This is a genomic window from 'Nostoc azollae' 0708, assembly GCF_000196515.1.
Classification (GTDB): Bacteria; Cyanobacteriota; Cyanobacteriia; order Cyanobacteriales; family Nostocaceae; genus Trichormus_B; species Trichormus_B azollae.
In genome coordinates this window covers 74,255-97,790 of record NC_014249.1, presented here as the reverse complement: position 1 = coordinate 97,790, position 23,536 = coordinate 74,255, and the positions used below count along the sequence as shown (strand labels likewise).

At 37.5% G+C, this 23,536-nt stretch carries 22 protein-coding genes and 8 pseudogenes; 16 read left to right on the top strand and 14 right to left on the bottom strand.

Annotated elements, in window-relative coordinates:
• Nucleotides 1–229 precede the first annotated feature (229 nt).
• A complete protein-coding gene (locus AAZO_RS25395; protein ID WP_013193313.1) occupies nucleotides 230–841 on the bottom strand; it encodes an S-layer homology domain-containing protein in 612 nt (203 codons plus the stop codon).
• A 349-nt stretch (nucleotides 842–1,190) separates the two neighbouring features.
• Between AAZO_RS25395 and AAZO_RS44470 the strand changes: the two genes are divergently transcribed.
• From AAZO_RS44470 to AAZO_RS25375, 6 genes and pseudogenes are all read left to right on the top strand, one after another.
• Nucleotides 1,191–1,601, top strand: coding sequence for a DUF389 domain-containing protein (locus AAZO_RS44470; protein ID WP_420807088.1), 411 nt, complete (start codon nucleotides 1,191–1,193; stop codon nucleotides 1,599–1,601).
• 144 nt (nucleotides 1,602–1,745) lie between these two features.
• Nucleotides 1,746–2,078, top strand: coding sequence for a DUF389 domain-containing protein (locus AAZO_RS44465; protein WP_420807087.1), 333 nt, complete (start codon nucleotides 1,746–1,748; stop codon nucleotides 2,076–2,078).
• A gap of 129 nt (nucleotides 2,079–2,207) precedes the next feature.
• Nucleotides 2,208–2,411 (top strand): hypothetical protein, encoded by a 204-nt coding sequence (locus AAZO_RS44460; protein WP_420807086.1) that lies wholly within the window; start codon nucleotides 2,208–2,210, stop codon nucleotides 2,409–2,411.
• Between the two features lie 79 nt (nucleotides 2,412–2,490).
• Nucleotides 2,491–3,304, top strand: a pseudogene (locus AAZO_RS25385) (potassium channel protein).
• Nucleotides 3,305–3,337: 33 nt separating this feature from the next.
• Nucleotides 3,338–4,333 carry a mechanosensitive ion channel family protein gene (locus AAZO_RS25380; RefSeq protein ID WP_013193312.1) on the top strand — a complete coding sequence of 332 codons (996 nt, stop codon included), beginning with the start codon at nucleotides 3,338–3,340 and terminating at the stop codon, nucleotides 4,331–4,333.
• 11 nt (nucleotides 4,334–4,344) lie between these two features.
• Nucleotides 4,345–5,616: pseudogene (locus AAZO_RS25375) on the top strand (DUF2254 domain-containing protein).
• 444 nt (nucleotides 5,617–6,060) lie between these two features.
• Here the strand turns inward: AAZO_RS25375 and AAZO_RS40680 are convergent.
• The 10 genes and pseudogenes from AAZO_RS40680 to AAZO_RS32615 form a co-directional block, all read right to left on the bottom strand.
• Nucleotides 6,061–6,312 carry a hypothetical protein gene (locus tag AAZO_RS40680; RefSeq protein WP_049790995.1) on the bottom strand — a complete coding sequence of 84 codons (252 nt, stop codon included), beginning with the start codon at nucleotides 6,310–6,312 and terminating at the stop codon, nucleotides 6,061–6,063.
• Between the two features lie 102 nt (nucleotides 6,313–6,414).
• Nucleotides 6,415–6,669, bottom strand: a complete 255-nt coding sequence (locus AAZO_RS40675) for a hypothetical protein (protein WP_266890014.1) — start codon at nucleotides 6,667–6,669, stop codon at nucleotides 6,415–6,417.
• A gap of 73 nt (nucleotides 6,670–6,742) precedes the next feature.
• Nucleotides 6,743–7,060: pseudogene (locus AAZO_RS40670) on the bottom strand (hypothetical protein).
• Between the two features lie 928 nt (nucleotides 7,061–7,988).
• Nucleotides 7,989–8,348 (bottom strand): annotated as a pseudogene (locus AAZO_RS40665) (SDR family NAD(P)-dependent oxidoreductase); the annotation flags it as partial.
• A gap of 564 nt (nucleotides 8,349–8,912) precedes the next feature.
• Nucleotides 8,913–9,497 (bottom strand): annotated as a pseudogene (locus AAZO_RS43095) (cation diffusion facilitator family transporter).
• A 595-nt stretch (nucleotides 9,498–10,092) separates the two neighbouring features.
• A complete protein-coding gene (locus tag AAZO_RS28000) occupies nucleotides 10,093–10,284 on the bottom strand; it encodes a permease (RefSeq protein WP_049790993.1) in 192 nt (63 codons plus the stop codon).
• A 27-nt stretch (nucleotides 10,285–10,311) separates the two neighbouring features.
• Nucleotides 10,312–10,485, bottom strand: a complete 174-nt coding sequence (locus AAZO_RS36015) for a hypothetical protein (RefSeq protein WP_187289694.1) — start codon at nucleotides 10,483–10,485, stop codon at nucleotides 10,312–10,314.
• 551 nt (nucleotides 10,486–11,036) lie between these two features.
• Complete coding sequence (locus tag AAZO_RS36010; RefSeq protein ID WP_187289693.1) at nucleotides 11,037–11,261, bottom strand: hypothetical protein; 225 nt, start codon at nucleotides 11,259–11,261, stop codon at nucleotides 11,037–11,039.
• 47 nt (nucleotides 11,262–11,308) lie between these two features.
• Complete coding sequence (locus AAZO_RS36005; protein WP_187289692.1) at nucleotides 11,309–11,812, bottom strand: glycogen debranching N-terminal domain-containing protein; 504 nt, start codon at nucleotides 11,810–11,812, stop codon at nucleotides 11,309–11,311.
• Nucleotides 11,813–12,277: 465 nt separating this feature from the next.
• Nucleotides 12,278–12,442, bottom strand: coding sequence for an SDR family NAD(P)-dependent oxidoreductase (locus AAZO_RS32615; protein ID WP_081462936.1), 165 nt, complete (start codon nucleotides 12,440–12,442; stop codon nucleotides 12,278–12,280).
• A gap of 625 nt (nucleotides 12,443–13,067) precedes the next feature.
• Here AAZO_RS32615 and AAZO_RS25345 point away from each other — a divergent pair.
• The 6 genes and pseudogenes from AAZO_RS25345 to AAZO_RS43085 form a co-directional block, all read left to right on the top strand.
• Nucleotides 13,068–13,562: a DUF2231 domain-containing protein gene (locus tag AAZO_RS25345; RefSeq protein ID WP_013193311.1), complete on the top strand. Its 495-nt coding sequence runs from the start codon at nucleotides 13,068–13,070 to the stop codon at nucleotides 13,560–13,562.
• Nucleotides 13,559–14,163, top strand: a pseudogene (locus AAZO_RS25340) (DUF2231 domain-containing protein). Before AAZO_RS25345 ends, AAZO_RS25340 begins: the two are co-directional and overlap by 4 nt.
• Nucleotides 14,164–14,176: 13 nt before the next feature.
• Nucleotides 14,177–15,076: a cytochrome c oxidase subunit II gene (locus tag AAZO_RS25335; RefSeq protein ID WP_013193310.1), complete on the top strand. Its 900-nt coding sequence runs from the start codon at nucleotides 14,177–14,179 to the stop codon at nucleotides 15,074–15,076.
• A gap of 152 nt (nucleotides 15,077–15,228) precedes the next feature.
• Complete coding sequence (locus AAZO_RS25330) at nucleotides 15,229–16,893, top strand: cytochrome c oxidase subunit I (RefSeq protein WP_013193309.1); 1,665 nt, start codon at nucleotides 15,229–15,231, stop codon at nucleotides 16,891–16,893.
• A 60-nt stretch (nucleotides 16,894–16,953) separates the two neighbouring features.
• Nucleotides 16,954–17,079 (top strand): hypothetical protein, encoded by a 126-nt coding sequence (locus AAZO_RS43090; protein ID WP_338027292.1) that lies wholly within the window; start codon nucleotides 16,954–16,956, stop codon nucleotides 17,077–17,079.
• A 231-nt stretch (nucleotides 17,080–17,310) separates the two neighbouring features.
• Nucleotides 17,311–17,619 (top strand): annotated as a pseudogene (locus AAZO_RS43085) (cytochrome c oxidase subunit 3); the annotation flags it as partial.
• Between the two features lie 700 nt (nucleotides 17,620–18,319).
• On the opposite strand, the gene AAZO_RS25320 reads toward AAZO_RS43085, so the two are convergent.
• The 3 genes from AAZO_RS25320 to AAZO_RS40655 form a co-directional block, all read right to left on the bottom strand.
• On the bottom strand, nucleotides 18,320–18,718 hold the full coding sequence (locus tag AAZO_RS25320) for a DoxX family protein (protein WP_228371803.1): 399 nt from the start codon (nucleotides 18,716–18,718) through the stop codon (nucleotides 18,320–18,322).
• Nucleotides 18,719–18,751: 33 nt separating this feature from the next.
• The gene (locus AAZO_RS40660) at nucleotides 18,752–19,150 is read right to left on the bottom strand and encodes an SMP-30/gluconolactonase/LRE family protein (RefSeq protein WP_266890066.1); all 399 of its coding nucleotides are present in this window, start codon (nucleotides 19,148–19,150) and stop codon (nucleotides 18,752–18,754) included.
• Nucleotides 19,151–19,228: 78 nt separating this feature from the next.
• Nucleotides 19,229–19,420, bottom strand: a complete 192-nt coding sequence (locus AAZO_RS40655) for an SMP-30/gluconolactonase/LRE family protein (RefSeq protein WP_228371802.1) — start codon at nucleotides 19,418–19,420, stop codon at nucleotides 19,229–19,231.
• Nucleotides 19,421–20,200: 780 nt separating this feature from the next.
• Here AAZO_RS40655 and AAZO_RS25310 point away from each other — a divergent pair.
• The 4 genes and pseudogenes from AAZO_RS25310 (at nucleotide 20,201) to AAZO_RS44450 (ending at nucleotide 23,429) form a co-directional block, all read left to right on the top strand.
• Nucleotides 20,201–21,765 (top strand): annotated as a pseudogene (locus AAZO_RS25310) (GMC oxidoreductase).
• A gap of 209 nt (nucleotides 21,766–21,974) precedes the next feature.
• A complete protein-coding gene (locus AAZO_RS25305) occupies nucleotides 21,975–22,244 on the top strand; it encodes a hypothetical protein (protein ID WP_013193307.1) in 270 nt (89 codons plus the stop codon).
• Between the two features lie 224 nt (nucleotides 22,245–22,468).
• Complete coding sequence (locus AAZO_RS44455; RefSeq protein WP_420807085.1) at nucleotides 22,469–22,711, top strand: hypothetical protein; 243 nt, start codon at nucleotides 22,469–22,471, stop codon at nucleotides 22,709–22,711.
• A 493-nt stretch (nucleotides 22,712–23,204) separates the two neighbouring features.
• Nucleotides 23,205–23,429, top strand: coding sequence for a hypothetical protein (locus tag AAZO_RS44450; protein WP_420807084.1), 225 nt, complete (start codon nucleotides 23,205–23,207; stop codon nucleotides 23,427–23,429).
• The last annotated feature ends 107 nt before the right edge of the window (nucleotides 23,430–23,536 follow it).

The following is a 23,536-nucleotide window of genomic DNA, read 5'->3' as shown; positions in this document are numbered from 1 at the left end:
CTGATCTCACAAAATCTTGTTACTCCCTATTATTTTTCCTCCTAAATCTATATTTGATTTGCAGGTGTAAAGATATAATTTTTTACTCCTTCTTTCTAAAAAAAGATATACATCTCTAAAAAATCATTACTGTGGAATTAATGGGTTTAAAGAATTAGTTTTAATTAAACCACAAGTAAAAGTTTGCATAAAATTTTAGAAGCTTATAACTAACTTCTTAGACCTGAAATCAGCAGAAATGTTGAATAAAATCGTACTTATTGAGTGTTTTTTGGTGAACAGGAGTCCAAATAACATAGCGATTAGCAGGTAAATTAATAGCAATTAGTTCTATTTTCCCTTGGGAAACTAAAGTTTGATAAACTAAAGCTGTAATCTCTCCTCTAGTTGCAAGTTTATTTGGATTAATAACTTTTGGATTTGGATAGCTGACTACTATATTTGCCTTAGTTGCGGCTGCTACATCTCCAACTGCATATTGCGTAATATTATTGGTATCTGCGTAAGTATTGGTAATAATAAATGACGCAGGACGGTTAAGGCTGACAGCATTAACTACTAAAGCTGGGACTTTTGATATCAATAAAGGCTGCATTAAAGTAGTAAATACAAACGACATAAAAATACGTGCTTTTATCGGTTTTTGTGCGGTTTTTTGAGGAACTACTCTCTGCATGGCTGTAGGTATACTAAGTGTTGATGTACCAGTAGTTAAATTCAATCCTTTGCTTAAAGCAACTATAGCCTCAATCTTAGAAACGGGTTGATTAGGATGAAAATAACCATCAGGATAACCTGTTATAAATCCTTGTTGATATGTCTCTTCAATGGGCTGAGTCAATAAAATCTAAAGCTTGCTTTCGAGTATAAAAATATACCAGGTTTCTCCACATCTTTTCCAATATTGAGATTTAATCTAAGTCTCAAACAATAAATCAATGAAATTTTCTTTATATAAACTTTTTTGCTATCTTGGCTATCAGTTATTTTCCTATGTACTCATTTTACGGACAAAATTTAAGTGTTAACTGAGTATGAGATACATCTTTCAAAGAATCTTTCTTTGGGTAGTAGAGTTATTGTCTAAAAAAAATAAGATGGTTATCAATAGGAGGGTACAATGCATCAAATTATTATCCAAGTACCACGGGGAAATGGAAAAGCTCTTATCGATATTGTCAAATCTCATAATGGCACAAATCTCGCGCGATTTGAAGGCAATGCAGAAGAACCGATTGATACCGATTGATGTAGTGACTGTTCACCTTTCTAATCAAGAAGTTAGCAAAGTTCTGGACAAGTTGCAAGACTTGCCCAAAGTACAAATTATGCTCGTACCAACTGATGTGATGACTCTGCAACCACCTGTATTAGAAGCACCGCAACAAGTTATAGATGTGGAAGAACGCAATCCGATTGAGATTTTTCTTTCTCGTTTGCAAAGTGTTAGTTCTTGGCGAGGTTTTCTTGGTTATGGAGCACTGACAAGCTTTGTAGTCTGGATTGGCTTGTATACTACAATAGCTTACTTGCTAGGGGCAGCAATGCTGATTGCACCCTTTGCAGGCCAGGCGATGAATACAGCAATTGCAACTGCATGAGGTGATTGCCAACTCTTAGGACAGAGTATTTCAAGAAATCTTACTGCTTTAGCAGTCATAATTGCCACTACTTGGTTACTTAGCCTGATATTACAGCAAGAAATTCTCACTAGTTTAATGCTAGACAATAGCTAGATTTCAGCAGTGGCAGTAATTTTACCATTGGCAGTCAGAGCAGCAGGAGCTCTCAACTTAGTTCAATCAGATCGCAGTAGTTTAGTCTCTGGGGCAGCAACCGGAATATTAGTTGCCGCTTCCTTAGCTCCACCTGTGGGAATTGTCGGTATAGCTGGTACGGTTGGCAGATGGGATATGGCAATTTCGGGGCTATTCTTACTGTTTTTGCAACAAAGCGGCATCAACTTTTCAGCAGCTTTGTTATTCCGAGTATTTAGGTTGTCTGCTCAAGGAACTCGCTATCAGCATGGTAAAAAACGGGTATTCTTTTCTGCGTTGGTGATAACTGTCATCGCATAGGCTCTTTTGTTGACTTAGTAGTTTTCTCATTCTCCCAATTTACAACGCTCTAGCCTTGCCCGACTTGCCAACGCCCAAGTTTAGAAAACTGTGGAGCAAGTTGGTTTAGCAAAATTAGTCGAGTCGAATGTGTACTTTATACGATCCAATATTCAAGGGCAGCATACCCTACTATCTGTTAGTTATATGCAGCGTCAACCGGGAGTTATAGCGTCTAGTGAAGAAATACGCGATCACCTTCCCCAATCAATTCAAACCCAATTATGGAAACAGGACTTAAATGTGACACCTTTAGTTGATGTCAACCTGCTAGAAACACCTGCAAGTAAATAATAAAGCTAATTATCTAAAATTACGAATTATGTTAGCACAGCGTTAGCAAGTCATCGAACGTCATTACGAATTCATCTTATTGAGTAGTTTAAAAATTTCAGAAAAGCCAGCCCTAGAAAAAAAACGTAATGAAGTCTTGCAACAGGGAAGATTGGCTAGAAATTCCAATGGTGGTGCTGGACTTTGTATGGCTAGCACTATTCATCATCGAGATCATCTGGGGATTAAACTCTTTACTGGAAGCCTTTAGCATCATTATTTGGATTCTTTTTATATTAGATTTTCTATTTAAACTAGTGATTACTGCTCATAAATTTTCTTATATCAAAAGCAACTGGTTAATAGCTATTTCTTTGGTGTTGCCAGCGCTGCGTACTTTTCGGATTATCCGAAAAGTACGCGTACTACAAAGAGTGCGGGCTGTGCGAAGTGTACAGTGGTTGTGAGTGATGACTCGTGCTAACTAGGGAATGCGGGTCCTAGCAGCAAGTTTAAGCCGGCAAGGGGTTAGTTATGTTGTCGCGTTAACAATAATTGTCAGTTTAATAGGAGGAGTAAGAATATATACCTTTGAAAACGAAGTTCCTGTGGAATCAAGGCTGCACAACTACGGTACTCCTTTATGCTGGAAAGCAATGCTAATGACAACGATGGATTCTAACTATTCGCCCAAAATACCCGAAGGTCGAGTACTTTATTTTTTCTTAGCGTTGTATGTGTTTGCCATATTTGACTATGTCACTGCAACTCTGGCGATCTTTTTTATTGGTCGTGATACCGATGATGACGAAGCAGAGTTAGCTGGAGTGAAATCGATTCAACTGCTTCAGAGTGAAATCGCAGCATTGCGGGGGGAAATTCAAGAATTATTAGATCAAAATTCTGAGCGTTGATATTAGCAAAAATTACCTTAGTGAGGAAAATTCATGAATGCAGAAATATCGACATCTTGGTATAAGTTTCAAAGCATAGCTAATAGTTTCATAGCTTTGCTCCCGAATATTATCTTAGCACTGATTATCTTTATAATCATTTTATTTATCGCCAGCAGAATTAAGGCACTGGTCAAGCGGTTAACTCGCAATCGTCGCTCTGCCCGGAACTTAGGGCTAGTATTGGGAAGATTAGCGCAGGGCGTGACGATTTTAGTTGGGTTGTTTATCGCCCTTTCTATTATAATCCCCTCATTAAAAGCTGGTGATTTAGTACAACTGTTGGGAATTAGTGGTGTTGCAATTGGTTTTGGTTTTCGTGATATTCTGCAAAACTTTCTAGCTGGGATTTTAATTCTGTTAACTGAGCCTTTCCAAATCGACGATCAAATTGTTTTTAAAGGATTTGAAGGAACAGTTGAAAATATCCAAACAAGAGCAACTATAATCAGAACCTATGATGGTCGGCGGATTGTTATTCCGAACTCGGAATTATTTACTAATTCAGTAACTGTAAACACTGCCTTTGACAACTGCCGATTAGAATACGATATCGGTATTGGCTACGCCGATGATATTTATCTAGCCAAGCAGTTGATGTTAGATGCCGTACATAGTATAGATGAAATTTTAAAAGATCCGGCTCCTGATGTATTGGTAATGGAACTTGCTGGAAGCAGTGTCAACATTCGTGTGCGTTGGTGGATCAAACCACCACGCAGGGCAGATAATTTATCTTCACGAGATAAAGTAATCTCTGCAATTAAGCAAAAGCTTTATGTTGAGAACGGCATTGATTTGCCATACCCAACTCAACAAATTTTGTTCCACGACCAGACCGAAGAGACAGATGGAAACCGCTCCCGTCAGCGTGAAGGTTGGCCCGCAGGTAAAAGTGAAGTACCGAAGCCTCACCGTATCAGCGATTCGCTCAGCTTACTTGCTAAAGCACGCTCCTTAGAAGACAACAACGGTAAAGTAGATTCTTAAACCAACGAACAATGAGAAATGTCAAGATAAGCAAACTGTGGGAGCAGTTCCACTCAAGTTACTGGTCTATACCAGCATTTATGGCAGTGGGAGCTACTGCTTTAGCTTTCACAATGCTGAATCTTGACCATACCGGGAAGGTAAACAGTGATTATCAGTGTTTTTACACAGGTAGAGCAGATGGAGCACGATCGCTTTTGGGATCGGTTGCAGGTTTGATGATTAGCGTTGCTGCTACACCTTTTTCAATTACAATTGTGGCGCTTCAATTGGCTGCTTCCAATTTCAGTCCGCAGCTTCTGCGTAATTTTATGTAGGATACGGGTAACCAAGTTGCAGTAAGCATATTTATTGGTACGTTCATATTTTGCCTGCTTGTATTACGGACAATTCATAGAGGAGGAGATGGATATGAATAAAATGTACCACAAGTTTCAGTTACAGTTGGGACTTCACTCGCAATTATTATTAATATTGGTGTGTTAATTCATTTTATCCATCATGCTTGAACCATAATTCAGGCATCTCAAGTAGTCCAAAATGTTAGTGAAGAGTTACATTCAGCAATTGTTAGGTTATTTCCAGAAATAATTGGGTATGGTAAACCAGAACATAGACAAGGAATTGGAGAAATTCCCATGTCCTTTAAGAAAGAGGCTTTACCGATTCGAGCTAATGGAAGTGGTTACTTACAAGCAATTGATAATGAGGAATTAATGGAAATTGTTTCTAAACATAATTTGCTAATACGCCTTCAGGTTAGACCAGAAAAATTTATAATTCAAGGTGGCAATTTAGCCTTGGTTTTCCCTGGAGAAAAAGTAAATAAAAAACTTACCAAACAAATTAATGATGTTTTTATTTTTGGCAAAGAACATACAGAATAACAGGATATAGGATTTCCAATCGATCAATTAGTAGAAATGGCTCTGCGTGCCATTTCACCTGGAATAAACGATCCATTTACCGCAATTAGCTGTATTGACTGAATTACTGCTGGACTGCGCCACTTAGTTCAAAGAGATTTCCCTTCGCCCTAGCGCTATGATAAAAATAGGAAATTGTGCTTCATTGCCAAAGGAGTGGATTTTCAAGGATTGATCGATCATGCTTTTAACCGAATTTAGCAGTATGGAGAGTCGGATGCAGGAGTAACTATTTGTTTGTTAGAAGCTATAGCTGTAATTTCTACTTACACGAATAATTCTAAATATCAAGCAAGCCTGCGCCATCATGCTGACATAATTTTACAAGATAGCCGTGAAGGACTATCACAAAAATAAGACTACAATGATGTAGAAGAGAGTTATTATCAAGTCATTAAAAATTTAAATATGATGAGAATAATACGGATTGGGATTAAGCAGAAAAATGACGTTTTGAATTAATATTTTTGAGGTAATTTTTGAAAATTCTGAATTAGAAAGGTTATCAAACTATCGCATGGATAGGACAGGCTATACTAACAGTTTTGTCATAGCTGCAGCAGTGCAAGGTAAATGGTCAAATACTTTTGGTCTTGTAGTCTTCCTTATTCTATCCTTTGTATTGATCATCCGAGATGATCAATACCCAATTTATTTGATTTTTTGTTTGTGTTAGCTACATTACTCAATGCTAATGGTTGGGTGTGGGATTTATTTGGAATGCCAGGCCCCTATGACAAAATTGTTTATGCTTATACGATTTCTGCAATTACCCTAGCACTTAGTTTTTTAGTCTATGGTTCAATGTTGAATATATTGCTGACTAGTGGCCAGATAAATTAGCGGTTGCGCGGAGCACAGCACCAGAGGCGATCGCAGTGCTGTATATGTTTCTCTAGCTGCGACTAAACCTGCTACACTGCTGACTATATCTTGCATCCAGAGAAGGTGATATCCTCCTTCGTCTTGCTCGTCCTTCACTTCATCCCAAGGGATAGTCATAGATGCAATTAAAGCATCGGGATAAGTTTTATCTTCATGTGCCAACAACAAACTAACACTGTTGTGATATAGGTTTCCATCATCACAGGAATTATTTCCTAATGGTTTGATTTCGTTAAGTGATCGCTCCCACTATTCGTTATATTGTTATTTCTAATGTTCGAAAGGAATATTCAGCGATTGAAATAATGTGGAAATTGCATTGTGCAGAGTTTTGCCAAAGGACAGTCCTAAAGTAAACTCGTAATTTTGATCTAGATTTAGCTCTCCAGTCAGAGCAAGCTTGCTATCTAAAGTACTGTCAAACTCCCAATCCATTTGGAAATCATGGGTTAAATATGTCCAGCTATTACTTTGACCAATATAGCCACAGGAAAGACAAGTAAATGGGACTGTTACGCCTAGCAACAGCCAGGTTCCGCCTTTTTCTACTACAAGAATATTTTGTCCAGCTACCTCTACTGTTTACCCATTATTATTTCTACCACCGATTTCCAGATGCGGCGTACACAAGGCATATAGCTGGAGTTGGGAAATAAACTAGTTCTCTGCTGTAATTTTCGTATGTTGTTAAGATGCAGGATAAATATGGGTCAGCAATTATTTCCTTAATTACGGCATAATGCCCTTGGGGATCTGAATTGGTAATACGGTATCTTAAGCCATAAGTCCAAGGATATTCCACTTGTGATCATAAATGGCGTTTTTCTTCATGGAAAAAGCTTTTCCCATCAGAAATTAGGTACTGTAAATCGTGAACTTGAGGTTTATCTACTGTCGGATTGTAAATTCCAGTGATGATACCCTTCCAGACAGTAAAGCAAACACGACTAGAGGTAGAGTAGGGTATTCCTAGTCAATCTTTATTAGCATAAGTTTATCGCGGCTCAATACCTGGTGAGCCAAAAGCCTGTGTTTGACTAAGAATTTTCATATCTTATAGATATAGCTTTTTGGTTGTTTTTGGATTTTGTGGGTAACTTGCCCAGCTAGTAAGTAATTGAGGTGAGAAAAACAGAGACATTACCAAGTAGCACCTCAATAATAACTTCTAAAAGATTAAAATCATACTTAGAAGCAGTGGAAAGGAAAGAATGATGAAAACTCAAGCCTCGTTGTAGAATTTACTCATACAGATAATATTCTTGGGAATGCCATTGGGATAAAAATGTTTATAATTGCAAGTTAAAATAACTTGTTCATTGATTTAGCCCAAGATTTGTGTTCGATGCGAATAAATTTACCCTAGCTACTTCAGTTGGAATAATTTAACTCAATGATTATATTTGCTTCAACTGGTGATGAGAAGATTGTTGAGGTTGATATCCCAAACAAGCCACCAGTCCTATTAAGACAGCACTAGCTCCTAACGCTAAGACAAGCCAATCTTGATTTTCAGCTGACCAAATTTTAACACTGTTATCCTGTGCTTAGTGAGGAAATCTACCGTGAGCGCTATAGTATGTTAACAGTAGTTCCCACAAGTTGCTAGGACGGTGCTTATTTTGTAGTTGCTGTGTCTGTTAACTCTTGTATCTAGTCTTACCGAGGTAGTGGTCTAATAATCCAGGAGCGACTTTAGTACCCAATATAGCCTCAACTGTTGAATTACTTACATAAAGTTCGCCCTATTTGTGTGTTGCTGCCTAGACAATTGCCTCAGCCGCTACTTCTGGTTGGAAGATTGATAGTATTGGTTGGGATTTATGATGCCTATTATTCTTAATTCAGTTAGACTGCAGCGTATTGACTGCTGGCATCTGTACCATTGTGATATGAACATTGCTGCCATCATGATACAGTTCGCAACGGATGGAGTCTTTAAATCGGCGAATAGCAGCCTTCATATCATAATAGGCAGATTGTAAGGGAATTAAGCAATAGGCTAGGGTAGAACATACTTGTACAAGTATACCGCAATTGCGTTTTTTTATGCGCCGTAAAACCGCCATTGTTCTATACACATATCCTAAATATATCACTTCAGTAAAGCGGCCGAATCCCTCTGATTTTATTTCTAAAAATGGCGATAAAATTGATGCTATTCCGTCGTTAACCCTATAAATCGGTCCGAACTCTTTCTCAACCGCAACCGCTGCCGCCTCTACTTATTGTGGATCACAAACATCTGTTTATAACACTAATGCTTTATCACCAGCTTCTTCAACTTCTTTATGCGCACCTTCCTTGGTAAATTCTGGGACAGCGGCTCTGCCTATACTGGCGGAAGCTGCAGTAATGATAATAACTTCAACTTTTGATACACTTATGACTTACTTATTTTTCAGTGACTTTTATAAGTAATAAGTTTTTACATTTGTATTTATCTGAATAATCATTTTTAATTACTTTCTTCTACTTGAATTGATTTTATAACTTTTGAGCCTTACTTAACTCTTACTGCTGAAGTATTTATACTGACTCGTAGACTGATTCATATCAAAAAAATCCAATTATTTTTTTTTTAGATTCGCAAAGTTCTTGATGCTTCATTAAAGAAGATATTTCTAATATAGATAATTTTTCTCTTAAAAGGTCTATGGAGATATTTCGCGAGTAGCAGCTAAGGACTTAGCTTCAATAAATATTGGTTTTATTTGAGGATGTTTTTGGCTAATTTTTATTTCTAAATTTTCCATAGTTGATGCTATTTATTCACCTGTAAGATGGTGATAAAACTGAACTTCTAAATTAAGTAATACTTCTTGTGGACCAATTTGCATTGTTAGCATACGGATAACCTCTTTTACTTCTAGTTCTATGTTTGACAAAGGACGGATATTAGCTATAGTTTGAGGATCGGTACTCTCACCAACTAATAACCCCTTGCTTTCTCTTGCTAAGACTACTGCTACAACAGCTAAGATAATGCTAATAATAATTGAGGCGATACCCTCAAAATAAACATTATTAAATAGATGACCTAAAAATATTCCCATTAAGGCAACAAATAAACCTAAAATCGCTGCAGAATCCTCAAATAATATCGTTATTACTGTGGGTTCTTTACTGCTTTTGATAGCTTGCCAAAAATTTTGTTGACCCTTTGTCGCTAAAAACTCTTTTAAAGCTACAGTCTAAGAATAACCCTCAAATAATATGCTCATACCCAATACAATATAATTCCACTTTGGATCTTCTAATGGACTGGGGTTAATTACATGAGTCATTCCCTCATAAATTGACATTCCACCACCCATAGAAAAAATGAGGATGGCAACGATGAAATTCCACAAATAAAGTTCTTGACCGTAACCAAAGGGATAACTATAATTTGCTAGTTTTTAACTTCTGCTAATTCCCAGTCAAAGAATTAGTTGATCATCAGTATCTATGATTGAATGAATCCCTTCAGATATCATAAGATATCATAGCGGAACTGCCAGTAATAGAGGCAGCAATAAATTTAGCAATAGCAATCGCCAAATTAGATCCCATCGGCACAAGTATTATTTTTTTTCAGAAGAATTAGTTGCCATGGTTGTAAATGTTAGCTTTTAAATAGGTACGTTCCCTACAGATTTATTTCTCCTCTTCCTCACAATATAATGCATCATATTAGGATGTTCGCTATTTTCTTTTTCACTACTATTATTGACATTATTAGCATATTTAGTCCGCCAGTTCTTAAGAACCACGCAACTAGTAAAGCTGCTAGAGCCAAAGAGAAAATATTTAATACTGTAGTGTAGTTAAATTGGATAGATGCTTCAACTACTTTGGCATTGTGTTCTGGTGTATTAACCCCAGAATTCGGAAGAGAACTTCAATGATGAGTGCCGCAGTTACCATTGCTGTATATAAAGCAATTACTAGAAATATAATAACTTTTTAACCGTAATATCTACGGTAAATGTTGAGAATTGGGATTATAATCAGGTCGGCAAAAATAAATGCGACTACACTTCCAAAGCTAATACCACCATTCCACTGCACAGCCGCTAGAGGAATATTTTCCATAGAACAAACAAAGGAAAATATTTCTATAACTGGCCCCACAATTGCCCCCCATAACTTCGACAATATAGGATGATCTGTGAGGAAGAATACTTACCAAAAATAATTGGGAACCCAGGTAGGCAAAACACCTGCAATCATTAATTCCAGCGCAATATATAGCCACACTGAAACCCAGTCCATAACAAAGTAATGGCTAATAGCTATAAATCCTTGATCAGAAAAATTTTTTTGCCAAATGGGACCTTCTTTTACTAATATATCCATATTGGCCTATCCTTCCATCTTGCTAGAAAGTCCTATTTTTGCTTGCTGTTTAGCTGATTTCACTATCTGGGGTTTTAGGAATACTTTAAACAGAAATACTAGTACGGCAATCATCAACAGCCCACCAACATACTCAGCTAGGGTAAATTGCTACCCCATTAATACTGCCAAGATAATGCTCAGTTCAATGACTAAATTAGTTGAGGCAAGTGATTGAATTTGCTGCTCTTTATCGTCTAATGCTAAGCAGTAAAACCAATTCAATCCATCCAAAATTATTCATTGAATCGTTGGTATAATTCCTTTGCCTTTTGACGCAGCTTTTTGGGTTGCTCTTTTTCACGCTACACATCATAAATGTAGCTTTGCACTTCAGATAAAGCGATTGGCAGCTCAACTAACTGCCCATTGGGGTAAACTATTGCATCACCAAAATATTTCCAGCCTTAATTGCATAATCCTTTTGAGGAATGATTTAAATACTCAACACATCCATCTCCGTCAAAGCCGCCGTATTTGTCAATCTAAATTAGTGCCTTTTATAGTAGTGCTCAACACTCATCAAGCATACTGACCTCGGTGTTCCAGTTATAGGCTTCAGCTAAAGTAACAATCCAAAGGATGATGGTATCTACTATTCTGTAGTAGGGATGATACAGAAGTAGGTTTAGTGTAGTTAACTCATCACGGCGCATTTCGTGTGGCACGATACCCAGTTGGGCATCTTGCCAATCATCCAACTCAGTTACTTCGAGTTGAGCCAGTTTAAGTAACATGCCATGGGCAAATTCATGATAAATTATGATTGCTTCTAAGCTAGCAATTATTGAGTCACATCCAAAAACGGTAACAAACCAGGGAATACCAGCAGCAGGCATCCAAAATTGATGTCGATTATCATCCACCTCAATTCGCAACGCTCCCATATCTGTGATCGCTTGATGATAGTATTTGGCAGTTTTAGCTTAGACGAGCGCAACTTTGTCGCATTAGCGAGAAATTCATCCCTAACCTTTCCCGCTTTTGTATTGTGAGGTACAGTGCAGGTGTTTTGAGGTTTAAAGATTCTTTTATCAGCTAAGGCTATAAACATGACACAAGTATGCCATATTTTCCCAGGAGTGATGACCACATCCAACATTAAAGAACCATTGGTATAGCGTGGCCCAGAAATACCACAAACTGGGTCAATTACAATACCGCGTAAAAAAGAGCTGTTGCGATATTCAGTAGTGAGTACACCATTTTCCCAGCTGGTTTCTATTTCATCTCGTATCAATATTTGCTGTGATTTAACATTAAAAATATCCGCAAAATCAGAATGCACAGCTAAACATTAATTGAAATCAAAGATCTTCATTATGATAGTTGGCTATATTAATATCTTCATGCATCCATTTCACAATGTTCTGCTGAACAGTCCCAATAAACTACTAGCAGATAGAGTGACATTGATAATAAGAAGTTATGGATTAGTAAGTTGGTAAAAAGTATTATAATGAGTGATATTGCTAGAAGCTAACAGTGAAAGTTGGTAGTGATGTACGGAAATTTCGTAGTAATAAATCAGCCACTTACCTCAAACAAAAACCTTGAGATAAATTTTCGTCGATAGAACCATTATTAGCTATTACTAAAAAAGAGGAACCGTCGCTAATAATTATTAAACCTGAACTGACAGTAACTTTCCTAGGTATTATCAGCTAATCAATTCTGTGATTTTTTCCCCTGCTGCGAATAAGCAGAAAGTTTTATAGCTCTTTTTAAATCCTACTTACAAAACTTAAATATGTTAGCTAGTCCACAATGCATACAAGAGTTGTCCTGTTAGATTTATCCCAATTACTGAATTCCATTGAGCAATGGTCATATCTATCAATACTAAGTTTTTTTCAATGCCCGCATTGTTTACTAAAATATCAATAGTGGCCAATTGTCTCAGGGTTTGGCTGAACATTACCTTTTGGGCATTGCCTTTAATTGGTCGCTATTTCGGTGATTCTGGCATTACTTTATAAGTTTCTAAGAATTAACACTTCTAGCGATTAGGATGATAAATATCTCTACCAAAAGAACTAGAAAAATCTCATCACTATTTCACTATTGGATGAAATATTTGAAGGATGAAGTCAGTTACTTATCTTTCTTAAGCAGGAGGTAGATGATATAATACTTAATTGTTAATTGCAATTTTCTCATATGGATTTATTTATATAGAAAAGAGGTTGATTAATGACAAATAACCATTTACTAATTTAGTCTTAATCTCTATAAAATACCTATTTTCAGGTATATATAATTATATATAATAATATTTCAGCAATTTCTTGTACTACTATCTTAATTTCTTAACAAAATCAGAAAAATAAGAGAGGTGTAGTTAACAAGAAATCAAAATTTATTTTTATATAAGTCATCCTTAAGATAGTAGCTTTCTGCTCAATCTTTTAGATATTGGTTATTAGGAACTCTAAATCCTGTTAAGATCTGCAAAAGTGAAAATCTTCAAACAGTTAAGCCTGGATTCTATTTTTGGAGAATATCTAAGTGATCACTCATGTCGATACCCCAAGGAAACACCGATGTCTGCCTTACCTCTCAATAGCCAGAATTTGGCATACCCCGATCCTTTGCACCCAATTATCGTTCACTTTGTGATTGCAATGGTATTCTTTTCTTTTTTCTGTGATGTTATAGGGTATTTCACCCGGAACGTGCGTTTATTTGAGGTGAGTTTCTGGAATATGTTTGTGGCGGCGATCGCAATTTTCATCGCAATTATCTTTGGCCAATTTGAAGCAGGACTAGCACAAGCCCAGAAAGCAGCCCAGTCAACACTGAATTATCATACTGTCTTGGGTTGGTCACTGGGAGCGATAGTTGCCGCGATCACCGCTTGGCGTTTTGTGATTCGCAACCGCAGTCTCCGAGAAATACCACCTGCTTACCTTAGGGCTGCAACATTGTTAGTCTGCCTAGTATTTTTGCAAGTGTATTTGGGGAGTAAATTGTTTTGGGTGTATGGATTGCATGTTAAACCTGTAGTTGAAGCCATAAAACAGGGAGTTTCACCATGAACCCGCAACTGGTTGAACAGTTGAGATTGTGCCTGGGTGCTAACGGATTACCTTACGAGATTCCTGTACATCCGCAGTTGGTGCATCTAACCCTGGCTTTATTCATCATCGCCATCATTTTTGACATAGCAGGAGTATTGCTTTCTTTAGAAAAACCAATTTTCAGATTTTTGGGATTGGCTACTATCCATTCTAGCCTTTTTGATGTCGGCTGGTACAAACTCATAGCAGCAGCAACTATCACATTTTTAACAGTTGCGGCTGGTTTTTTTGAGCTACTTTTAGCAAATCCACCAGTTGATCAAAAGAGTGGTTGGTGATTGAGTGCTGGTTGGACAATGCTTTTAAATGGTTTGAGCGGCATTTTGCTGTTGGCGATCATTATCGCCATGACTGTATGGACAGGTTTGCAACACTATCACTAGCGGGAAGATACTTCCAGATAGGTGCAGTAGAGTTACTTATTAGCAGGGATGGTGATGCTAGACTATTATTCGTCTACGGAACTTTAGGAGGGCAGTTGGGAGAGGAATTTGGCATTCATGTGACTGTGGCTAAGTTACTTGAGGAGGGTTTAAACCCAAATTTACTGCTCAAATAAAAAGTATTGAATTATGTCCAGATTTATACAATATCTCCTAATAGCTGGTTATATTGCAGTATTGTTCGTTGTCAGTCATTGGATCGGGCAACAAGCTTATACTTGGATGCCTGTTGAAGCGACAACAGAAGCCCAAAAGGTAGATAGTTTATTTAGCTTCTTAACCTCAATTGGTGCGTTTATTATCCTTGGGCTTTTAGGGATGATGGTGTACTCGATACTCTTCTTTCGCGCACCCAAAAATGACTACAGTGAGGGACACCCATCTAGAGGAGATATAAAGCTAGAAATTTTATGGACTGCAAGTCCAACTTTATTAGTGTTGTGGATTGCTTGGCAAGGCTTCAATATTTACCAGCAATTAAATATTTTGGGTTTAGGGCAAATCGTGCATTTGCCTACATCTCTAGAAAAACCAGCGTATGGCTTAGTCAATAATGACAAACCAAAACCAGCATCTGAAACTATTGAGGTTTTTGTCAAGCAGTGGGATTGGTCTTTCCGTTATCCAAATAATGTTATCAGTTATGAATTACATCTGCCTGTAAATCTTCGTACTCGCCTGAATCTGCACGCTAAGGATGTACTTCACAGTTTTTACGTTTCTGAGTTTCGTTTACAGCAGTATATTGTCCCTGGACGTGATATTGACCTTGTAGTTACACCAAATCGCATAGGCCAATACAAGCTAAAAGATGCTTTATTTAGTGGTACTTATTTTGCTTTGATGGATGCCAATATAAACGTTGAATCTCTTGAGCAATATAACCAGTGGGTTACTCAAGCGAAACAAAAACCAATAGCCATGAAAAATCACGCTGTTGATGAATATACCCAACCACCCAAAACATTGTTTAAGAGTAACTGGTACACTGTCGCACCTAAGCAAAGTTCGATTGCCAATAGTAAGTAGGTGGGCGTTAAAAAGTGTCGTTGGGGTAAGGCAGGGAGCAGGGGAAAAGAAGGTTTCAGCCCTATTGACTTTTCTTCACATACCTCTCAATTTTTCTGTTTACCTACTTACACAGCCTAAAAGGTTAACCACAAATAAAAGGAAAGTAATAAATGACGACACATAACTCTATCAACACAATGCCTCAAAACGAGCATAAAAATAACTGGCGGCGATACTTAAGCTTCAGCACTGACCATAAAGTCATCGGTGTTCAGTACATGGTAATGACTTTCATTTTCTTCTTGATTGGCGGACTATTGGCGATGCTCATCCGTGCCGAACTGATTACGCCAGCATTAAATGTGGTTGATCGTCCCTTATATAATGGCTTGTTTACATTGCATGGGACAATCATGATTTTTCTGTGGATTATCCCGTTCAATGCAGGTATCTCTAACTACTTAGTGCCACTAATGCTGGGAGCACAGGATATGGCGTTTCCTCTGCTCAACGCCATCTCTTTTTGGATTTTGCCACCAAGTGGGATTTTATTAATATCTAGCTTCTTGCTACCTAATGGAACAGCGCAATCTGGCTGGTGGTCATATCCGCCAATAAGTTTGCAAATTCCTCCTGGTCAGCCAATTAACGGTGAATTTATTTGGATTGTCAGTGTAGTACTGATAGGAATCTCTTCAATTATGGGGGCTGTTAACTTTGTAACTACCATTTTTTGGATGCGTGCCCCAGGAATGACCTTCTTCCGAATGCCTGTATTTGTTTGGTCTGTTCTCAGCGCCCAGTTGTTGCAACTAGTTAATTTACCTTCCCTCACAGGTGCACTGATCCTGTTATTATTTGATCTCAGTTTTGGGACACAATTCTTCAAACCCTTAGAAAATGGCGACCCGATTATTTACCAGCATCTATTCTGGTTCTACTCCCACCCCGCAGTTTACATTATGGCACTACCAGCCTTTGGTATTTTTGCCGAGGTTCTGCCAGCTTTTTCTCGTAATCCCCTCTATGGCTATCGTTCATTAGCTATTGCTTCTTTAGGCATTGCTGTAGTTAGTATTTTTGTTTGGGTACATCATATGTTTACCAGTGCTACCCCTGCTTGGATGAGGATGTTATTTATGGTGACATCAATGTTGGTTGCTGTGCCTACTGGTGTCAAGGCATTTGGTTGGACGGCTACAATTTGGAAGAGCAAAATGCATCTAGAGACACCCATGCTGTTCGCTATGGGAGGTGCAGCCATGTTTTTGCTTGGCGGTGTAACTGGGGTAATGCTGGCAGCAGTACCGTTTGATATTCATGTCCACAATACTTATTTTATAGTAGGACACTTCCACTACATTGTCTTTAACACCATCACGATGGCAATCTTTGCTGCCATTTACTTCTGGTTTCCAAAAATAACTGGACGGATGTACGCTGAAGGCTGGGGTAAGGTGCATTTTTGGTTAACTTTTATCGGTGCTAACCTGACCTTCTTTCCTATGCTCCCACTAGGTTTACAGGGAATGGTACGCCGAATTTCTTCCTACGACCCACGGTATCAAGGATGGAATATCATTGCTAGTCTAGGGGGATTCTTTTTGGGAGTATCTGTACTACCTTTTATTGCTAATATGGTCAGTTCTTTACTATACGGACAGAAGGCGAGTAATAATCCCTGGCTAGCTACGGGACTGGAATGGACAACCACCTCACCACCACCGCAAGATAACTTTGAGGAAATTCCAGTGGTAAAAAGACCGCCCTACGACTATGGCGATCCTAAATACTCAGTTATAGAACCTCCCGACTATCATCAGGTAGAACACTAAGAACTAGCTGACAAAGAAAGCCAAAGGGATAAGGAGCAGAGGATAAAGACTAATGACTAAATGATAAACCGTAGCGTTATTAATGTGGATGAAAGTCCTATTCCTTTAGAACGGTGGCGGAAATACTTACCAAGTTGGCTAAAGCGTTTCTTACCAGTCCGTGGTGGACGTGCTGAAGAACCATGATGGCAAAGCGATTTTTGAGTTTACCGTATTCCTGTTGTCAGAAAGCATAGTTTTTTTAAGCTTTATTTTTACATATATTAGTCTGCGGTAACGCACTCAGGAAATTGGCTTACATCTGGTATTTCGGGTCCAAAATTGTCTAACTTTATCATTATTAACATGGTAGTTTTGCTCTCCAGCTGCTGTGTCATTTAACCAGCAGAAAAATCTCTTAAATATGGAAGGCTCAATAAATCTTGCTGGCTTTGGTTGATGAGAATTTGCATGGGAAGCTACTTATTAATTGGTAAAGGAATCGAATGCAATAACCTTGATTTTAGCTTAAGCACAGGATTAGTTGGTTCTACATTCTATATTTTAACAGGTTTTCATAGTCTACACGTTCTTACTGGTGTGATCCTTCAGATAACTATGCTTGTCCGCTCGTTCAGGCAAAGTAACTATGAAAAAGGTGACTTTACTGTTAGTAATACTACTTTATTTTGGTATTTTGTTGATGTAATTTGGGTCTTTTTATTCTTACTTCTCTATCTTTGGTGAACATAAGAAAATTCAGAAATTTAAGTATTCTAAGGAGTAATATGATGAATCTATGGTTACAAGAAATACTAGCCTCAGCACTCGCCCCAAAAATAGTTAAAGAAACTCCAACATTAGGTAGAGATTCACTAATTGCACATGGGTTAAAAAAAGCAGTATGTTGGCATTATTGGATTAAGGCACTTACTTAATGCTATTGCCAGCACCAATCAATGACTTTAAAGCAACGACCGAATGGGTAGAGGAAAAAATTTTTATCACCACCTTGATCCTCATGATATAGGTAAAAAAGTCGTGTAAGTAGTAGAATTAGTTAGTGCAGGAGTTGTAGGTATTTTAGTTGCCAGAAAATTCTTGAAAATATTTGGAAATGAGGAGGAAAGTAAATAAAAGTTAGGAAATATAAGAAAGATTTTACCTTTGATCTAATCTTCTTTAATAGAACCTTAAATCTAAGTAGGGAGTAAGTAGAAAATGCTGAATATATCTAGTCAAAACGATGTACAGATACAAAGAATTAGAGCTATTAGCCTAACAGTAGTAAATCGCACCTGCTCTTTGGATTTCTATACACAAGCTTTTGGGTTTGAACTTGTTTCTGATCTTACTATATACATACGGCAATCACTATCAACATGACACAATACATAAATGCCATTTCCGAACTGGGAGGTTCACCTTTTCCTAATGGTCCTTTATACTAATCCTCAGGAATTAAGTATGGATCTTTAGCCATAAACGGTTTGCTTTCAATTAGATGTAATACAATCGCAAACAACATCGAAACCAAAATCGATAAAGTTGCCAAAAGTATAAAAAATCCCAAAATCAGGAATAATCCCGCACCCAACATCGTCCATGCTGACAAAAGGCAAAGAAACACAGGTGTTGTGATAGAATTAGCCCACTGACGCAGGTGCAATACTTTGGGATGACCATGGATCATGAATAAACTACCAACGCTAACTCTCAGGAATAAAAGTGCTAATCCCGAAACTCCACTAGGATAAGCATGAGCAAGCGAACTTAACAGATATAGTCCGAGAAATGGATGATTAACAGTTAATAGAAAATAGATTCCCTGCGGTAGTATCCACACAGCGATCACTAAAACCTCGTAAAAGTGGATAAATCATAACTGTACGCCCCGGATATTCAGGTCAAGAGCATATAGACAATGACCAGCCGTAATAAGTAAGCTTTCACGATTTTTACCACTAAAAATCAGATTAGCAGATATTTCTGGTACGAAAATTTTTCCTAAATAAGTCTCGTCGGTGGCATATATCTGCACACTATCTTGAGAACTAGTAAAAACATTGCCATATTCATCAACCCTCAATTCATCCAGTTTGCCTGGCTCAATGACTGCAAATACACGCCCATTTTTTACATAGCGATTGCCTACGAACTCGTAAACTCGAATATGATGAGGTCCTCCAGGAATATTAAATGCAGCTGTATCCAAAACATACGAAAGCCTTTTATCTGGAGTAAAAACCAGCCCATTAGGACGTACCATATCAGTGATGACAAGATCAATTCCACCAGTTGCTGGATCAAAGCGATATACATAACTTCCAGGCTGTTCCTGCTCAGCTCCATAACCTTAGTTTGACTCAGTAATGTCATAGGGCGGATCAGTAAACCAAATTGTACGGTTGCTTTTAACTACCAAATTATTGGGACTGTTGAGGCGTTTGACCTGATAGTGATCAACTAAGACCTGCCATTCCCCAATATATTCGCGGCGTATAATGGCACTTAAACCCGACGAATAGGCAACCAAACGACCTTCCAAATCTCTATAATTAGCACTTTAGTAATCAGGTGGTTCTCGGATCAAACTCACGTTGTCAGTAGGACTGCAGCGCAACAGACGATTACCGTGAGCATTACTCCATATAACACTATCGTCTTCGTGGAATTAAACTGGACCCTTGCTATGGACTGCACTGTTAGCCAGTTTTTGGAGTGAAACCTCCTTAGGTACAATAGCTCGCAGGCGAACGTGATAAATTTCGATAGTTTTAGGCATAATAATCTACTGTCTCTAACTTGGCTACTAACGCTAAATAGCGGGTCTAAATTACAGCGAGATTCGGAATAACCCAATACATATTTGTCAGTAATTAGGATTTCTTCCTTTATAAGAAAGTCAAATAAATTTGATTTTGTAGACTATCATTTCTGGGCTAGGAAATATTTTGGAAAGCTTTTTTTGAAAAAGCTATTTTTAAATTAAATTCATTTTCAGATTTAGATAAAACATACAGAAATACTATTAAATAGTAACCTCTCTTGAGGGAAAATAGTAACTAATCCATTAGGTAGAAGTTTTTTTATAAAAAAAGTTTTAATCTAAACATAATGATCTAATCTCATATTATTTGTTGAGCTTTGAAAGAACATCTAGACTTTCCTAGTCTAATGACTAAAATCTTATCTACGTTTATCTATATTCATCTTTTTTCATCTGCGGTTAATTGTTTCTTCTTGTAGTGAATTCGATCACAATTACATATTATTATATTAGCTTTAAATAACTTTATTTACTCATACTTAGTATGAGTTACAAATTATGACTAGTATCAAAGAAAATTGTGACATCATTATTATCGGTATAGGAGTAGGTGGAGGGACATTAGCTAACCGCCTTACACCCACAGGTAGAAAAATTCTAGTACTAAAAGAGGTGACTTTTTACCGAGAGAGAAAGCTAAGTGGAATCCAGAGGAAGTTTATCAAAAACATCATTACCATACTCATGAAGAATGGTATAATTAGGATAGTAAGGCATTTCAACCCCAGACAGATTATTGGGTTAGTAGTAATACTAAAATTTACGGTGCGACTCTAATTAGATTACGAGAAAGAGATTTTACAAAGGTAGTTTATAAAGGCAGAATTTACCCAGAATGGCCTTTAAAATATCAAGATTTCGAGCCGTACTACACACAGGCAGAAAAATTATATGAGGTGCATGGTAGAGAAGGTGAAGATCCCACAGAAGCAACCCGCAGTGAAGCATATCCTTATCCATCAGTAAATCATGAACCGGATATGCACGCAGTTGCTGATGGTATCCGCAACTGCGTGCATATCCCTTTCATTTACCACTAGGATTAAAGCTGAATGAAAGCGACTACATCAATAGTCCTTACATTCGTTGTGATACTTTTGATGGATACCCTTGTCTGTTAGGAGCAACAGCTGATGCTGAGGTAAACGCTATTCGTCGTGCTTAGGAAGAGTATAGCAATTTCACCCTTAAAACCAATACTAAAGTCTTGCGGCTACATACTAATGAATCAGGGAGAGAGATTACAAGTGTAGAAACTGAAATCGCCGACGAAAAACATTATTTTACCGGTGACATTGTCATTGTTGCATATAGTTCTGTCAACTCTACTGCGTTGCTATTACACTCTGCTAATAGATAAATATTCCCAGGAATTAGCGAACAGTTCTGATCAAGTGGGGCGAAATTTCGAAACAGCTGTAGTTTCCATCCATCTAGAGGTAAATCACGCTAACTTTCAAAAAACCCTCTTTGTTAATGATTTTTACTGGGGAGAGCCGAATTTTCCTTATGCAATGGGTATGGTGCAGAATATGGGCAATGTGCTAGCTGATATGTTTCCGGCAGAAACACCTCCGTTAATGGCTCCATTAATTAAATTAGTTCCTTATTATGAGCGCCATTTGCTAGCTGAAAGGTCTATAGGGTGGTATTTGCAGACAGAAGATCTACCAGATCCAAATAATCGAATTCGGGTGGTGGGTGACAAAATTCATGTTGACTATAGAGTAAATAATATCGTGGCTCGTGATCGGCTACTCCATCGGTGGACATCTATACTCCAATCCATTCCTGGTTCTGCTAAAAAGGTCCTACCATTTAGCATTTATCCCCGCACTCATATACCAGAACGAGCCGTAGCTCATCAATGTAATACTTCTTGTCGCTTCGGCACAAATCCCAAAACCTCAGTCCTAGATCTCAATTGCCGTACTCATAATGTTAACAATCTTCACGTAGTAGATAGTAGTTTTTTTCCTTCCAATTCAGGTGTTAACCCTACATCAACAGTTATGGCTAATGCCTTACATATTGGGGATTTTCTGACAGCAGAGCTTCGCTAATTTATAGCTGAACAATTGAAATAATCAAGCACTCAATAAACATCTAGTGGCCACTAGAGGAGAATTACTCATTATTTGTAAGGACAAAAAGGGGAAACATGATGACAAACGATGAACGGCAAATTACACCTCAACATGATAATTTAAAAGTGACAGATTATCCTCATCCGCCGGCTACAAGTCCATAAACTGAAGGAGGTAACATATCAGTGTCTCCTAAGATGGCAGTGCTATTTTTAATATTTGCTACAAGTCTAGGTGCTGTGGACAGTGGTATTGCCAGAGTCACACTAGGTCTCTCTATCAGTGGTAAGGAAGGTGCTACAACTGGTGGAGTTACAGGGGCAATTTTCGGTGGAGTTGCAAGTAATAAGTTAGCAGAGTCTACTCAAGAATTTACGGAAGAACTTCAACCCAAAATTGGCTTAGAATTAGGAGCCCATAATAAAACAATTGAACTACCCCCTCACTATTCTTAGGAAGAATTACAAGCATTAAGCTGTTGTACCTTTAATTTGCATAAAATGGCAATAGGATAACAAGAGTATCTACTACTATACCAGTGAAAAAATACCTGGCAAGAGAACAAGAAGGAAACCTACAGAAAATCATCAGAGAGACTGAAGATAAACAGTAGCGAGAAAGAGCATTAATACTGTTATTAGTGAATGATGGAAAAACCTACTAAGAAATTAGTGATTTTTTGGGGTGTGCATATAGAAGTGTAGCATATTGGCGTATTAATGGAGATCCACAAAATTTAGAAAGCTTGAAAGATAAGAGGGGAAAAGGAAATCACAGAGAAGTGACAAATGAATACATAGATTTATTATTAATAGTGATAGGAAAAGATGCATCAGAAATGGGATATGAATTTGGAAAATGGACAAGTGAAAAATTGTCAAAAGTAGATGGAAGAACAAACAGGAATAAAAATATTGAGTAAGCAAATAAGGAGAACATTAGAGAGAAAAATACGCTTACCTATAGGTAAAATATACCCTAGAAGATAAGCAAGACTATAATAAAAAAGGCCTTTAAAGGAAAACTATCAGGATACCTAGAAGCGTCAAAAGCTAATCCAGGAAAGCTACAGGTGTAGTTTTAGGACGAAAGTAGTTTTAGTATGAGGGTAATTAGACTTAAAAATTAGGTAAGAAAGGGAAGTAGAAGAAAATCACGGGATAAAGGAGAAGAGGAAAAGTAAATATGCTGAGAGGAGTTAGATATCACGATAAAAAGAGACTGTGTTACTTTATCAAAAAAGGAGAATCAAAAATCTTTTATAAACAAATAATTAATTTATACAAGTCCGTTAGAACCGAATGGGTTGAGCAAGGAAATATCGAATCAGCATTTGCAGAACTAGGAGTAACAATTCTGACTATACTGAATAATGCCAGCTACCATAAAAAGAAGGAAATACTCCAAAAAATAGAATGAGAGATACCCAACTTACAACTTTACTTTTACCTCCTTATAGTCCAGACTTTAATTTAGTTAAGTTAGTTTGCTACTCAGTAAAAGAATACATAGCTCATCACCTCTTTAAACCTATAGATGATTTACAAGAAGTATTAGATAGATTACTAAATGGTGGTGAATTTATTATTAAAGGGGGGAGAAAAATTAAGAACAAGGGAAATTATGTTATTGCCAGTTAAATTTCTAACAGCTTATCAAAACCCTAAGACTGTTATCATAAGTCAAGATCTCATTAAGATATATCAGCTAATCAATACGCTTAAACCTGTCGGTTAAAATCTCTGGA